Raw genomic sequence first — 12544 nt, 5'->3', positions numbered from 1 at the left:
GTGGCGACCGGGATCGGACAAGCGCGACGCGACCTCGAGTCGCTGTGCGCCCGCGGGGTGGACTGGGCGCTTGATCCTTCCCGGTTCGGCGTCGACGCGGCATCCGCTCGTCGTTCCGGAGTGCTGGTGCTGTTCGGGGTGCTCGATCGCGAACCCGCCGACAGCGACGGTCCCGTGCCCGCTGATCTCGACGTGCTGCTGCAGCGGCGATCGGCGACCATGCGCCACCACGCGAGCCAGATCTCGTTCCCTGGTGGGGGAGTCGACCCGGCGGATGCCGACATCACGGCGACTGCGCTGCGTGAAGCCGTCGAGGAGACCGGCCTCGAGCCCTCGGGCGTCGACGTGCTCGGCACACTGCCTGAGCTGCCGCTGTCGGTGAGCAGCAACCTTGTCACGCCGGTGCTCGCATGGTGGACTCGTCCTTCGCAGGTGGCTGCGGTCGATCACCGCGAGACAGTCGATGTGTTTCGGATTCCTGTGGCCGACCTGCTCGACCCCGCGAACCGGCTCACGGCGGTGCGACGGCGCGGCGCGCAGACATTCCGTTCACCGGCGTTCGACGTCGAGGGGCGCCTCGTGTGGGGATTCACCGGCATCGTGCTGTCGAGGCTGTTCGACGAGCTGGGATGGACCGTTCCATGGGAGGCCTCGCGCACGACCGAGGTGTGAGCGTCGTCTCAGCCGAGGGTTCCTCAGCCGAGCGCGATGAGGAGCGCGAGCACGGCGAGCACGAGCGCGACCGGCGTCATCACCGCCCGCTCGATCCGCGAGCGCGAGATGGCGTTCATCACGACGCCGAGCGCGAGGAATCCGAAGACCACCCACATAGCGACCTGCGCGAACCCGTCGGGCAAGACGTCGACGACATCGGCGCGCGCGAGCGCGATCACCGCGATGAACCCATAGACCAGGATCGACACTGCTGAGCCGATGCGGTATCCAGTGGGCAGGACGCCCGCGTGCTGGCCGCCCCAGGCGGCGCGCCCCCACGGTGCCCCGAGCGCGAGCGCGGCCTGAAAGAGCGTGAGCAGCCCGATGACCGCGACGAACGCCACTGCGACAAACATGAGCAAAGCATAGCGATCAGCGAGCGCCTCACTTCGCGGGGTGGTTCGCGCCGCTGCTCAACCGAACCACGGGATGAAGAGCGCCGCGACGATGGCGCCGACGAATCCGAACGCCCACAGAGCGCGCACGAGCGCGGCACGGCTCACTTCAGAGCGAAGCTCATCGAACGCCGAAAAATCCGGCATCGCAGGCAGGTCGGTGCTGCTCCAAAGAGCGGGCGCGGATGCCGCGGCCACCAGTCGCTCGACGGCATGCGGCTCCAGCGCTCGCCGCTGCTTCTTCAACCACCGTGCCAGGCGAGTCGCATCCAGCACTCGCACGTGTTCCGGCTGCTGCTTGATCGTGATCGAGCGGGCACCCACGACGACCACGAGCGCGCGGGCGGTGACGGGCTCACCCACGGCTGCTGTGAGGAGACGACTCGCACGGCGCGCCTCGTGCTGAGCGTTTCGCAGGTGGTCGGTCTCCTGGCCGTTCACGAGCAGCCGCCGAGCGCCGACCCACACCCGTGCTCCACGGTGCGCCTTCGTGTTGATGGTGAATACGCCACCTGGCCCGATCACGACGTGGTCGATGTCACTGCCGGCCTCGCCGACCGGCACCGAGTGCATCACGCGCCATTCGGCTCCGAGCACTGCGAGACACTGGGCCACTTCGAGTTCGCCCAGGGCGCCTGTGAACCACGACCGTGCCTCACCATGCAGCGGGTTGCTTCCAACGAAGCGACCGATGCGCGATCTTGGCCGCACTGACTGCTGCAGCCGTAGACACTCGGCCACGACGCCCGAGGCCGGCAGGCGGTCTACCAATGAAGCGGTGAACTCGATCGGTTCTCGCATGGGCTCATCGTGCCAGTCGTGAGGCTCTGTTGGGCCGCCCAGTTCGTGGGGGCTCTCCGCCGAGACCCCGCAGGCGCTTGACCTTGACGCAACGTCAAGCTCTAGCGTGTTGAGTGATGGACGCGCCTGGTGCGCATCACTGGCGGGAGGAGGCGGCATCCGTGGACTGGTCGATCCAGGAGGTGGCCCGTATGGCAGGCACAACGAGCCGGGCGCTCCGGCACTATGACGACCTCGGGTTGCTTCGGCCCAGCCGAATCGGCAGTAACGGGTACCGCTACTACGACCGAGCCTCGCTCGTGCGGCTGCAGCGGCTCCTGTTGATGCGCGAGCTCGGGCTCGGCCTCTCAACGATCGGCGAGGTGCTCGACCAGCAAACCGATGAAGCATCGGCGCTCACAGCGCATATCGAGTGGCTGCGGCTCGAGCAAGAGCGCATCAGCCGACAGATCGCGTCGATCGAGCGCACCCTGGTGGCCCTGGGCGGCGACGCAGCAAGCACCCACAAGAGGGTGGACAACGACGATGAAGGAGCACTGACCATGAACGACATGTTCGACGGGTTCGATCACACGCAGTATCGCGAGGAGGTCGAACAGCGCTGGGGAAAGGATGCCTACAAGCGCAGCGCCGATTGGTGGGAGTCGAAGACTGAAGCGGAGCGCTCCAACTGGCAGCAGCGAGCTCAGTCGCTCGGGGCGGCGTGGCTCGCGCTCGCCGAAGCGAAGGCAGACCCGCACGGTGCAGAAGCACAGGACGCGGCGGCTCGCCATGTCGATTGGCTGCGCGGTATTCCCGGCACTCCCGCCGAGCGCGGAGACGCCGCGACCGTGCGCGCGTATGTCGAGGGTCTAGCCGAGATGTATGTCGCCGACGAGCGGTTTGCCGCCAACTATGGCGGAGCGGAGGGCGCTGCGTTCGTGCGTGCGGCGCTGCTGCACTACGTGGCGACGGCGCTCTGAGGACGACTCGACCTTGCAGCGGCTGCGGCGCTCCGGTCGACTATGCCGAGCTGACCGAGCGTGCGGTAGAGCCGTCACTGAAGGAGCGCTTCAGGCAAGCGCCGAGGCGACCGCTTCCTCGACCGTGTGATGCGCGAACCGGAAACCCGATCCGGTGAGCACGCCCGGCTCGACTCGCGCGTCGCTCGTGAGCAGCGAGTCGACGGCGTCCCGACCGAGCACCAGGCGCATCGCCCAAGCGGGCGCCGGCACGAGGAACGGGCGGTGCATGCGACGCGCGAGGGCGCGCCCGATGTCGTTCGCGGTGGCGGCAGTGGGCGCGGCGAGGTTGACCGGGCCCTCGATTTCGCGCTCGATGACGTGCCTGATCGCGTTCACCTCGTCGCGCAGCGAGATCCACGGCCAGTACTGCGTGCCTCGGCCGATCGGGCCGCCGAGGCCCAACCGGGTGAGCGTGATCAGCGGCTTGAGCACGCCTTCGCGGTGCAGCACCGGAGAGGTGCGCAGCAGCGCCACCCGGGTGCTCTCCGCCGCGCGCATTGCCTCGGCCTCCCACTCGACACAGAGCCGAGCGAGAAACGTGTCGCCGGCCGGGGCTGACTCGGTGAGCAACCGCCCTGGTGCCGAACCGTAGTAGCCGACGGCAGACCCCGACAGCAACGCCGGCGCGTCGGTGCCGAGCGAGCGCAGCGCGTCAACCACCGCTCCAACGGCCTGAAGCCGCGATTGGCGCAGTGCGTCGCGGTACTTCGGGGTCCACGGCATCCTGCCGACACTGGCACCGTTGAGCACCACGACCGCCTTGGCGCCTTCAAGCGCTTGCGGATCAAGCGGCGTACCGCGGGTGAGCCATTCCACCTCGTCGGACCCGCGGCTCGGCCTGCGCACGAGCCGAACCACCTCGACGCCGTCGAGCTGCAGCGAGCGCACGAGCGCCCGGCCGATGAGCCCCGAAGCTCCCGCCACCACCACGCGACTGCCGACCATGCCACCATCCTGCCCGCTACGGTTCATCAACGCCTCCGGTGTCGTCTCCTGCGCCGTCGTCGGCACTCGGCTGCCTCGCCGCCGCGGGGGAGACGCGCTCCCACCGCTCGATCGGCCCCTCGACGACGGTGAAGAGCGGATGCGTTCGCGGCCGCTCTTCACGCAAGCGCGCGGCGTCGTGCGGGCTGCGCAGGCTGAGCTTCTCGGTGAGGCGCTGCCACTCGTACTCGACCTGCCCGGAAGTCACGGTCAACGGCGGCACACCGGTGCTCGGGCGCTCGATCTTTGCCGCATCGAAGCGGTATCCGCGCCGGCGCGCTTCGTCGGCCACGCCCGCCAGGTAGGCACCGACCGCAGCGAGCGGGTCATCTGCCGCGCGGAAGCGCTCAAGCTGCGGATGCCGCACATACCCGCGGGTGCGGCCGGCGAGCACCGCCTGCGCGAGCAGCGCCTCGCGCCAGCAGGCCAGCAGCCCGGCGCGGTCGAGATGCTCGGGGTGCAACGACCAGAGCCTCACGAGGCGTCACGCCCTGCTCGATCGATCGTCATCTCGCCTCGCCTCCGCACGGCAATCGTATTCGGTTCGCGGCACCCGATCGGCCGGCTCGCGACTCACGCAACGGCCGCAAGTCACGGCGACCGTCGCACGCAAGCCCGAGCCGGGGTACCGTGCAGGGCATGTGGTGGACCGTGATCGTGATCTTGCTCATCCTCTGGCTGGTGCTGTCGGTTCTCGGCTTCGTGCTCAAGGGCTTGTTGTGGCTCGCCGTGCTGGGCATCGTGCTCTTCCTCGGCACGCTCGTGTTCGGGTTCTTCCGCAGCCGCTCGCGCACGTGACCAGGCGTTCGCGAACCTTCTCCCGACGGGCGCGCTGGTAAGGGCGCTCTGGCGTGTCGCAGCCCGGGCAGTGAAGGATATGCCGCATGACTGTGACCGCCTTCGACAAAGATGTCGACTCTCTGACCTTGACCTTCGTCGTCGAGCTGCCGATCGGGATGGAGCGTGCCTGGCAGTTCTGGGCAGACCCTCGCACGCTCGAGCGCTGGTGGGGGCCGCCGAGCTGGCCGGCTACCGTCACGCAGCATGACTTCGTGCCGGGTGGCAGCACCCGGTACTTCATGACTGGCCCCGACGGTGACACCTCGCACGGGTGGTGGACGATCACCGAGCTCGAACCTCCTCGCCTCCTCGCGTTCGAAGACGGCTTCTCGGATGTCGACGGCACGCCGATCGCCGAGATGCCGACCACCCGGGCCAGAGTGACGTTCGAACCGCTCGAGGCGGGCACACGCATGACCATCGCGAGCACGTGCGCCTCACGCGAGCAGTTCGATCAACTGATCCACATGGGCGTCGAAGAGGGCATGACGCAGGCCCTCTCACAGCTCGACGCGCTCATCGACGAAGAGGTCGCCCGCGAGGAGTGAGCTCAGCCGAGGAGTGAGCTCAGCCGCGGTCGGCGAGCCGTGCGACCGCCGGCATATCGGGCGCGGCCCAGTCGAGCGTGCGCAATTCGGATGTCGGAAGCCACAGCATCCGATCATGGTCCGTGCTCTGCGCCGGCAGCGCGCCGTCGGTGACGACCGCGTAGCACGCGAGGTCGATCGGGCGCCTGCCCGGCCCCACCTCGGTCACGCTGCGGTCGATGAGCGGGCCCACCTCGATCGATACCCCGAGCTCTTCAGCGATCTCGCGTTGCAGCGCCGCGCGCGGATCTTCGCCCGCTTCGACCTTGCCGCCCGGGAACTCCCACTTCCCGGCGTCGGGTTTGTGCGCGGCGCGACGGCAGGCCAGAAGGCGGCCATCGGCATCCGCGAACACTGCAGCGACGACGTGGAGCACGAGGGCAACGCTACCGGGCACCGGTCGGTCGAATTCACGACCGGTGCCCGGGGCTGCTCCTGGCACCGCTACTGGAACGCGGGCACCACGTGCTCGATGAACAGTTCGAGCGAACGCTTCTTCTGCTCGTGGGTGAGGCTGTTGTCGCTCCAGAAGCTGAACTCCGTCACGCCGAGCGCCTCGTAGTGCTTGAGCCGCTCGATCACCTCGGCCGGGGTGCCGATCATCGCCGTGCGGTGGAGCGACTCGGGGCGGAACTCCGGGCGCTCGGCGAACTTCTCCTCGGGACTCGGCTCGAGGAAGCCGTTCGCCGGCGTCGTCTTGTTGCTGAACCACGCGTCGAAGGTGCGGTAGAAGCGGTTGATGCCTTCTGCTGCCGGGCGCCAACCGTCCGGATCGTCCTCGGCGTGCACGAACGTGTGCCGCAGCACCATCAGGTCGGGGCGGCGTTCGATCTCCGGGTGAGCGGCGACCGCGGTCTCGAACTTGTTGACCAGGTCTTCGACCTCCTCGTCGCCCTTCATGAGCGGCGTCACCATGACATGGCAGCCGTTCGCCACGGCGAAGTCGTGTGACGCGGGGTCGCGTGCGGCAATCCACATCGGCAGGTCGGGTTGCACTGGCTTCGGCACGCTGGTCGAGGTCGGGAACTGCCAGAGCTCGCCGTCGTGGGCATAGTCGCCCTTCCAGAGTTCGCGGATCGCCGGAACGATCTCGCGCAGATGCTTGCCCCCATCGGTGGCGGGAAGGCCGCCGGCCATGCGGTCGAACTCGAACTGGTAGGCGCCGCGCGCCAGCCCCAGCTCTGCCCGACCGCCGCTGATCACATCGAGCAGGGCTGTCTCGCCCGCCGCCCGGATCGGGTTCCAGAACGGGGCGATGATCGTGCCGGCACCGAGTCGGATGCGGCTGGTGCGGGCAGCGAGGTAGGCGAGCTGCGGCATCGGGTTCGGCGAGATGGTGTACTCCATCGAGTGGTGCTCACCGATCCAGACGGTGCCGAACCCGCCTTCCTCGGCCATGAGCGTCAGCTCGGTGAGGTTCTCGAACGCCTCCTCGTAGGAGACGGTCTCGTCCCACCGCTCCATGTGCACGAATAGCGAGAAGCGCATGGCTGACTCCTACTCCTGCCCGGCATTCGCCGACGCGGCGGTCGACGCGCTCGCGGCGCCATTGCGTTCGGCGATGGTGACGTTGTTGCGCGCCCAGTGCTCGTGGTCGACCTCGCGAATGATGACGGTGATGTTCTCGGGCGCGGCGTCGACCGTGGTCTCGGCGGCGTTGTGCAGGGCATCGATCAGCGCGCGGAGCTGTTCCGGGCTTCGGCCCCTGGCGAGCGATACGTCGATGAGTGGCATGGCGTTCTCCTTATCCGCGCATGACGAAGGGGTCGGCGACCGGTCCTTCGTCGGTGTTGATCCAGATGCTCTTCAGCCTGGTGTACTCGTTCATGGACTCGAGCCCGTGCTCGATGCCCACGCCCGAACTCTTGAACCCTTGCCGGGGCGACATGGGCGACATGGCCCGATAGGTGTTGACCCAGATCGTGCCGGCGTCGAGACGCCGGGCGACTCGGTGTGCCCGCGCCAGGTTCTGGGTCCAGACACCGGCGGCGAGACCGTACTCGGTGTCGTTTGCAAGGCCGATGAGCTCGTCTTCGTGCTCGAACGGCATGATGGCCGCCACGGGCCCGAAGATCTCCTCCCGCACCACGCGCATCGAGTTGTCGACATCGGTCAGCACGGTGGGCGAGTAGAAGTAGCCGGGCAGCGACACATCGGGGCGTCCTCCACCGGTGTGCACCGTGGCGCCTTCCTCGGCCCCGAGCCTCACGTAGGAGTCGACTTTCTCGAGCTGGTCGGCGAACGCCAGGGGACCGAGCTCCGTGTCATCGGCGAGCGGGTCGCCGACCCTGATGGAGTTGGCGCGCGCTGTGACGCGCTCCAGCAGTTCGTCGTACACCGCGCGATGCGCGAACACGCGGCTCCCCGCAATGCAGGTCTGACCGGCGGCGGCGTAGATGCCGGCGATGACGCCCATGGCGGCGTTGGCGACATCAGCATCCTCGAACACGATGTTCGGGCTCTTGCCGCCCAACTCCAAGGTGCACCCGATGAACCGGCTGGCGGCTTCGGCGGCGATGCGCGCGCCGGTGGCCGTCGAGCCGGTGAACGAGATCTTCGCCAGCAGCGGGTGGCTCACGAGGGCGGCGCCGGCCTCGGACCCGAAGCCAGTGACGACGTTGAACGCACCGTCGGGGAATCCTGCCTCCGTGGCCAGCTCGGCCAGCAGCAGAATCGTGCGCGAGGTGTGCTCGCTGGGCTTGACGACCACGGTGTTGCCCGCGGCGAGCGCCGGCGCGATCTTCGACGTCGTCAGCGTGAGCGGCGAGTTCCACGGTGTGATCGCACCGACCACTCCGAGCGGCTCGCGCTGCGTGTAGTTGAGGATCGCGAGGGATGTCGTCGGGATCTGCGAGCCCTGAACCTTGTCGGCGAGCCCCGCGTAGTAGTAGTAATACTCCGGCAGCGCCGCGAGCTGCCCTCGCATCTCGCGCAGGAGCTTGCCGTTGTCGAGGCTTTCGTATCGTGCGAGATCATCCGCGCGCTCGCCGATGAGATCGCCCAGCCGACGCAGCAGGTGCCCGCGCTTGGTGGCACTGAGACCGCTCCAGCCGGGCGAGTCGAACGCCTCGTGTGCGGCTCGCATCGCGCGGCCGACGTCTTCGGCGCTGCCGCGCGCCGCCTCGTACAACGGCTCGAGCGTCGCCGGGTTGCCGCTGGCGAAATAGGCGCCGTCGGCGGGGGCCACGTATTGGCCGCCGATGTAGTGCTGCAGTCTGGGCAGTTGGTCGGTCACGATGCGGCTCCTTCTGCACGTGGCGTTGCGGCCGGGCTTGCGGTGCTCGCCAGTTCGGCGACGGTGATGAAGTCGGCGATCGCACGTGCCAGCGACCCTGGATTCTCGACGGGCAGCATGTGCCGCGCCCCCGGTACGATCTCGACGCGGGTGCCGGGGATCGCGAGCGCCAGGCGGTATGACATCTCCGGCGTCGAGCCGGGGTCGTGCTCTCCTGTGACGGCGAGCACCGGCATCCGAATGCCCGACAACTCGGTCGCGATCTCCTGGTCGGCGTGAGCGAACACCGAATAGGCGTGCAGATACGACTCCTGGTCGTTCGCCAGCAGCACTCGCTCCGTCTCCGCGATCGTCTCGGCGCTGACGGTGGTGCCTGCCGGGAACCACCGCTCCAGGGATGCTTGGACGCTCTCGGCGAAGTGCCGCTCCGCGTTGCGCAGACGCCCCTCGACGGCCGCGCGTTCGTCGGGAGTGCGGCGGCATACCCCGCTCACGCAGGCCAGGGTGAGCGTTCGCTCTGGAGCGTGCCGAGCGAGGTGCTGGGCTATGAGCGCTCCGAGCGAGAACCCGACGACGTGCGCGGGCGTCTCCGGCATCCGTGCGAGCACATCGTCAGCCAATTGGCCGAGCGTCTGCGGTCCGCGAAGCGGCGGGCGCTCGCCGTGGCCGGGCAGATCGAGTGAGATGACCTCGCGGTCGGCCATCGCGGCATGGCCGGAGAGCGCTGCGCGCAGGGGGCGCCACATGGTGCGGTCGAGCCCCACGCCGTGAAGCAGCACCAGCGGCGCGTGCTGGGCGCTGGTGGGGGAGGAGATCGCGGCGGTTGCCATGGACGTGGCCGTACTCACTGCTCGGTCGAGAGGGGCGCGAGCCGTTGCTGCGGACGTCCCTGCGCGGCGGCCACGAGCCCGACGACGATCTCGTGCGGGTGCGGTGCGTCGGGGATGCGCACCTCGACGCTCTGGTGGTGGGAGCGGATCGTCGCGTCGGTGATGTGCTTGAGCGGAACATCGAACACGGCGCCGGCGACGGCGCGCTTCTCGACTGCGGGCAGCAATGTGGTCGCGCGGGCCGCGGTGCGGAAGTGGTCACCGAACTTGAGCGTGTGGATCAGGGCCGAGCCGTGTTCGATCTCACCGTCAGTGCCGACGATCGCGGCCTTGCCGTAGGCCTCAACCGGTGAGCCGAGTGCCTCGACGACGCGTGGTGCGAGCAGCGCTCCGAGCTCGGATGCCGTGCGCTCGATGCCGTCGCTGAGATCGTCCACGAATCCGTGACCGTGCCAGGGGTTGTCGATCACCGCCGCCACCACCGCGATGCGCGCGGCCGGTTCGACCGGTCGTCCGCCCTCAGCGACGACCTCCTCGACGATCGTGATGATCTTGCGGATGTTCACAGTGCGATTCCCTTCAGGATTTCGGAGGTGACCGGCAGGTCGGTCGCCCGATCGCCGATCCGCGCATGCGGTCGTGGCCCGGTGGATACCGCGGCGATCACGGCGATCTCGTCGGTGTGGGGTGCGTCCCGCAGCGATACGTCGAGGCTCTGATAGTGGCTGCGGGTCGACGCGGCGGTCTTGTGCCAGAGCGGAACACGGATGTTGCCACCGGGGGCCGCGCGCCCGTCGGCGAAGCAGAGGATCGACGTGCCCCCGAGCGCCTCGCGCACGAGGTTGCCGAAGTACGGGGTGTGGATGAGTGCACCCGCATGCTCGAGCTCCCCGTCGAGGCCGACCACGGCGGCCTTGCCGAAGGCCTCGACCCGCTGCGCCCCGCCCACGGCATCGAGCAGCCGGTCGGTCAGCAGCTTCGCGAGCACCGGCGCGATTCGTACCGTCTCGGGTTGGAGGTCGAACTCAGTCGAAGTGCCGATCCAGGGGTTGGCGATGACCGCCACCGCGCTGGCTCGAAGAATCAGCGCCGGCTCGCCGCCGGCGCTCGGAAGCTCCTCGGTCGAGGTGATGATCGAGCGGAGCCCGATGAGCGCACCGATCTCCTCGAACTCACGCAGCGTCGAACGCTCGAAGAGCTCGAAGCTACGCGGAGCGAGAGTGTCGGTGGCGGTCATGCATCGGTTCCTTTCGGGTGGGGCGGAGGCTGACCCCAGCCCGGCGGTGAGCTGGGGTGCGAGCGAGCGAGCGCGGCGGCGGTGATCAGGCATCCGGCCGTGCGTGCGATGCCGCTTCTTCCGCGGCGAACGCACGGAATACGGCGGCGCTCGAGGCGTCGACGTGGGAACGCATCGCCACTTCGGCTCCGACGTGGTCCTTCGCCTCGATGGCGGCGACCACGCGCTCGTGCTCGTGCAGTGACGATCCAAGCCGACCCGGCTGCCCGATGGAGCGGGTGACGAGCCGGTGATAGGCCAACTGGTTCATGAGCCGGTCGTAGTGCTCTTCGAGCTTCTGATTGGCCGAGCCCGAGATGAGGATCGCGTGGAACTCATGCACGAGCGACGCGTAGCGCTCCCCATCACCCTGGCGTACGGCTTCAGCGGATGCCTCGAGATTCCGCTGCAGCGCGGCGACTTCGGGCACATCGCCGCGTCGCGCGAGCAGCCCGGCGGCAAGGCCCTCGAGCCCGCCCTTCAACTCGAACAGTTCCACGATCTCGCGGCGGGTCGGCTGTCGCACGAAGGTGCCGACGCGAGGCCGGATCTCGACCAGCCCCTCGTTCTCGAGCTGCTTGAGTGCCTCGCGAATCGGTGTGCGGCTGACCTCGAACTCCTCGGCGAGGAAGAGCTCGGGCAGCAGCGCCCCGGGCGGGTACTCGCCGCCGAGAACGAGCGCGCGCAACCGGTCGAGCAACGGTGCCTGTTCGGGCAGCGGCGACTCAATCGTGGCGGCGTTCGCGGTCTCTTGCATGCCAACAATGTAGCTTGCATGCAACAGCACGTCAACAACCGCCGCTGAATATCGGCACTTTCGCCAATTTGCACGGAGCGCTTGACGGAGGTCGACGTCGTCGCTACGTTCTGTTGCATGCAAACGATCAAAGAATCGGTGACTGTCGCCTGGGCCGCCGCCTGGGATCGCGGCGAAGTCGATGCTCTCGATGCCGTGCTGCACCCCGACTACCGTCGGGAGAGCGCGAACCGGGGAACGATCACCGACCTCGCGACGCTCAAACGCGACATCCTTGAGGTGCGTGAGGCGTTCCCAGACCTCGTGACGACGCTTGACAAGGTCATAGTCGACGGCGACGATCTGGCGATCTTCTGGAGCACGACCGGCACATTCAGTCGTCCGCTCGGGGGAGTGCCGGCGACCGGACGACGCGTGCGCACGACCGGGTCGAATCACGCCACAGTTCGCGATGGCGTCATCGTTCGCGAGCGCGTCACATGGGACCAGAGCGAATTGCTCATCGACCTCGGAGTGCCCTCGCTCCGATCTGCATTCGAGGCGGACGCGGATGAGGTCGTCGTCGACGACCTCTCGGGCGCCCTCGGGCTCGATGCGCTCAAGGGCTTCAATCGTCAGTTCATCACCGGGGTGACGGTGGTCACCACAACCGACGCCGACGGCACGCCTCGAGGGCTCGCCGCGAACTCGTACGCCTCGGTCTCGTTGGAGCCGCCCCTGGTGCTGGTCTGCGTGCAGAAGACCTCGTCGACCTATCCGGCGTTGTTCGCCTCCAGTCACCTCGGCATCAACATCCTGAGCAATGCCCAACGTGGCACCGTCGCGACCTTCGCCTCGAAGGAACCCGATAAGTTCGCGCACCTCGACTGGCATGCCGCCCCGAACGGCAGCCCGCTCATCGAGGGGTCGTCGGCCTCCATCGAGGCCGAGATCAAGGAACGCCTGCAGGCCAAGACGCACACGGTGTTCATCGCCAAGGTCACCCACGCCGAACTCGGCGACGCGGTGCCGATGATCTACAAGGCGGGTCGCTTCTTCGACGGCGAGCACTTGCAGGAACTCGAAGCCGCACCCGTCTGAACTCACCACCTCCTTGCCCACGCCCCACCCTCACCTCAGGA

17 protein-coding genes are annotated in these 12544 nt (G+C 68.2%); 5 read left to right on the top strand and 12 right to left on the bottom strand.

Annotation, left to right across the window (positions count from 1 at the left end):
• Entirely contained in the window at positions 1-672 is a 672-nt protein-coding gene (locus QF206_RS04895) for an NUDIX hydrolase (protein ID WP_422785350.1), read from the top strand.
• A gap of 23 nt (positions 673-695) precedes the next feature.
• Here QF206_RS04895 and QF206_RS04890 read toward each other — a convergent pair whose 3' ends face one another.
• A complete protein-coding gene (locus tag QF206_RS04890; RefSeq protein ID WP_281488047.1) occupies positions 696-1070 on the bottom strand; it encodes a hypothetical protein in 375 nt (124 codons plus the stop codon).
• Positions 1071-1127: 57 nt separating this feature from the next.
• Positions 1128-1910 carry a nuclease-related domain-containing protein gene (locus QF206_RS04885; RefSeq protein ID WP_281488046.1) on the bottom strand — a complete coding sequence of 261 codons (783 nt, stop codon included), beginning with the start codon at positions 1908-1910 and terminating at the stop codon, positions 1128-1130.
• Between the two features lie 161 nt (positions 1911-2071).
• On the opposite strand from QF206_RS04885, the gene QF206_RS04880 reads away from it, so the two are divergent.
• Positions 2072-2872: a MerR family transcriptional regulator gene (locus QF206_RS04880; protein WP_281488142.1), complete on the top strand. Its 801-nt coding sequence runs from the start codon at positions 2072-2074 to the stop codon at positions 2870-2872.
• Positions 2873-2962: 90 nt separating this feature from the next.
• Here QF206_RS04880 and QF206_RS04875 read toward each other — a convergent pair whose 3' ends face one another.
• A complete protein-coding gene (locus QF206_RS04875; protein ID WP_281488045.1) occupies positions 2963-3859 on the bottom strand; it encodes a TIGR01777 family oxidoreductase in 897 nt (298 codons plus the stop codon).
• Between the two features lie 16 nt (positions 3860-3875).
• A complete protein-coding gene (locus tag QF206_RS04870) occupies positions 3876-4376 on the bottom strand; it encodes a pyrimidine dimer DNA glycosylase/endonuclease V (RefSeq protein WP_281488044.1) in 501 nt (166 codons plus the stop codon).
• Between the two features lie 161 nt (positions 4377-4537).
• On the opposite strand from QF206_RS04870, the gene QF206_RS04865 reads away from it, so the two are divergent.
• Entirely contained in the window at positions 4538-4696 is a 159-nt protein-coding gene (locus QF206_RS04865; RefSeq protein ID WP_281488043.1) for a hypothetical protein, read from the top strand.
• An 86-nt stretch (positions 4697-4782) separates the two neighbouring features.
• The gene (locus QF206_RS04860; RefSeq protein ID WP_281488042.1) at positions 4783-5286 is read left to right on the top strand and encodes an SRPBCC family protein; all 504 of its coding nucleotides are present in this window, start codon (positions 4783-4785) and stop codon (positions 5284-5286) included.
• A gap of 19 nt (positions 5287-5305) precedes the next feature.
• Here QF206_RS04860 and QF206_RS04855 read toward each other — a convergent pair whose 3' ends face one another.
• From QF206_RS04855 to QF206_RS04820, 8 genes are all read right to left on the bottom strand, one after another.
• A complete protein-coding gene (locus tag QF206_RS04855; RefSeq protein ID WP_281488041.1) occupies positions 5306-5701 on the bottom strand; it encodes a (deoxy)nucleoside triphosphate pyrophosphohydrolase in 396 nt (131 codons plus the stop codon).
• Between the two features lie 68 nt (positions 5702-5769).
• Positions 5770-6813, bottom strand: coding sequence for an LLM class flavin-dependent oxidoreductase (locus QF206_RS04850; protein ID WP_281488040.1), 1044 nt, complete (start codon positions 6811-6813; stop codon positions 5770-5772).
• Between the two features lie 9 nt (positions 6814-6822).
• A complete protein-coding gene (locus tag QF206_RS04845) occupies positions 6823-7059 on the bottom strand; it encodes a tautomerase family protein (protein WP_281488039.1) in 237 nt (78 codons plus the stop codon).
• A gap of 10 nt (positions 7060-7069) precedes the next feature.
• Positions 7070-8560 carry an aldehyde dehydrogenase gene (locus QF206_RS04840; RefSeq protein ID WP_281488038.1) on the bottom strand — a complete coding sequence of 497 codons (1491 nt, stop codon included), beginning with the start codon at positions 8558-8560 and terminating at the stop codon, positions 7070-7072.
• Positions 8557-9390, bottom strand: a complete 834-nt coding sequence (locus QF206_RS04835) for an alpha/beta fold hydrolase (protein WP_281488037.1) — start codon at positions 9388-9390, stop codon at positions 8557-8559. Before QF206_RS04835 ends, QF206_RS04840 begins: the two co-directional genes overlap by 4 nt.
• Positions 9391-9404: 14 nt before the next feature.
• A complete protein-coding gene (locus QF206_RS04830) occupies positions 9405-9956 on the bottom strand; it encodes an amino acid synthesis family protein (protein ID WP_281488036.1) in 552 nt (183 codons plus the stop codon).
• Positions 9953-10627, bottom strand: a complete 675-nt coding sequence (locus QF206_RS04825) for an amino acid synthesis family protein (protein ID WP_281488035.1) — start codon at positions 10625-10627, stop codon at positions 9953-9955. The genes QF206_RS04830 and QF206_RS04825 overlap by 4 nt, the downstream gene beginning before the upstream one ends.
• An 85-nt stretch (positions 10628-10712) precedes the next feature.
• Complete coding sequence (locus QF206_RS04820) at positions 10713-11423, bottom strand: GntR family transcriptional regulator (RefSeq protein WP_281488034.1); 711 nt, start codon at positions 11421-11423, stop codon at positions 10713-10715.
• 117 nt (positions 11424-11540) lie between these two features.
• Between QF206_RS04820 and QF206_RS04815 the strand changes: the two genes are divergently transcribed.
• Entirely contained in the window at positions 11541-12503 is a 963-nt protein-coding gene (locus QF206_RS04815) for a flavin reductase (RefSeq protein WP_281488033.1), read from the top strand.
• Positions 12504-12544 lie beyond the last annotated feature (41 nt).

Source organism: Ruicaihuangia caeni, assembly GCF_029952955.1.
Classification (GTDB): domain Bacteria; phylum Actinomycetota; class Actinomycetes; order Actinomycetales; family Microbacteriaceae; genus Ruicaihuangia; species Ruicaihuangia caeni.
Note: the sequence above shows the minus strand (reverse complement) of the source record. Positions and strands in the feature narration are given on the sequence as shown.

Coding starts and splice junctions, on each gene's coding strand:
- QF206_RS04890 (WP_281488047.1), bottom strand. CDS start 1,070: ATGTTTGTCGCAGTGGCGTTCGTCGCGGTCATCGGGCTGCTCACGCTC.
- QF206_RS04885 (WP_281488046.1), bottom strand. CDS start 1,910: ATGCGAGAACCGATCGAGTTCACCGCTTCATTGGTAGACCGCCTGCCG.
- QF206_RS04875 (WP_281488045.1), bottom strand. CDS start 3,859: ATGGTCGGCAGTCGCGTGGTGGTGGCGGGAGCTTCGGGGCTCATCGGC.
- QF206_RS04865 (WP_281488043.1), top strand. CDS start 4,538: ATGTGGTGGACCGTGATCGTGATCTTGCTCATCCTCTGGCTGGTGCTG.
- QF206_RS04860 (WP_281488042.1), top strand. CDS start 4,783: ATGACTGTGACCGCCTTCGACAAAGATGTCGACTCTCTGACCTTGACC.
- QF206_RS04850 (WP_281488040.1), bottom strand. CDS start 6,813: ATGCGCTTCTCGCTATTCGTGCACATGGAGCGGTGGGACGAGACCGTC.
- QF206_RS04845 (WP_281488039.1), bottom strand. CDS start 7,059: ATGCCACTCATCGACGTATCGCTCGCCAGGGGCCGAAGCCCGGAACAG.
- QF206_RS04835 (WP_281488037.1), bottom strand. CDS start 9,390: ATGGCAACCGCCGCGATCTCCTCCCCCACCAGCGCCCAGCACGCGCCG.
- QF206_RS04825 (WP_281488035.1), bottom strand. CDS start 10,627: ATGACCGCCACCGACACTCTCGCTCCGCGTAGCTTCGAGCTCTTCGAG.
- QF206_RS04820 (WP_281488034.1), bottom strand. CDS start 11,423: ATGCAAGAGACCGCGAACGCCGCCACGATTGAGTCGCCGCTGCCCGAA.
- QF206_RS04815 (WP_281488033.1), top strand. CDS start 11,541: ATGCAAACGATCAAAGAATCGGTGACTGTCGCCTGGGCCGCCGCCTGG.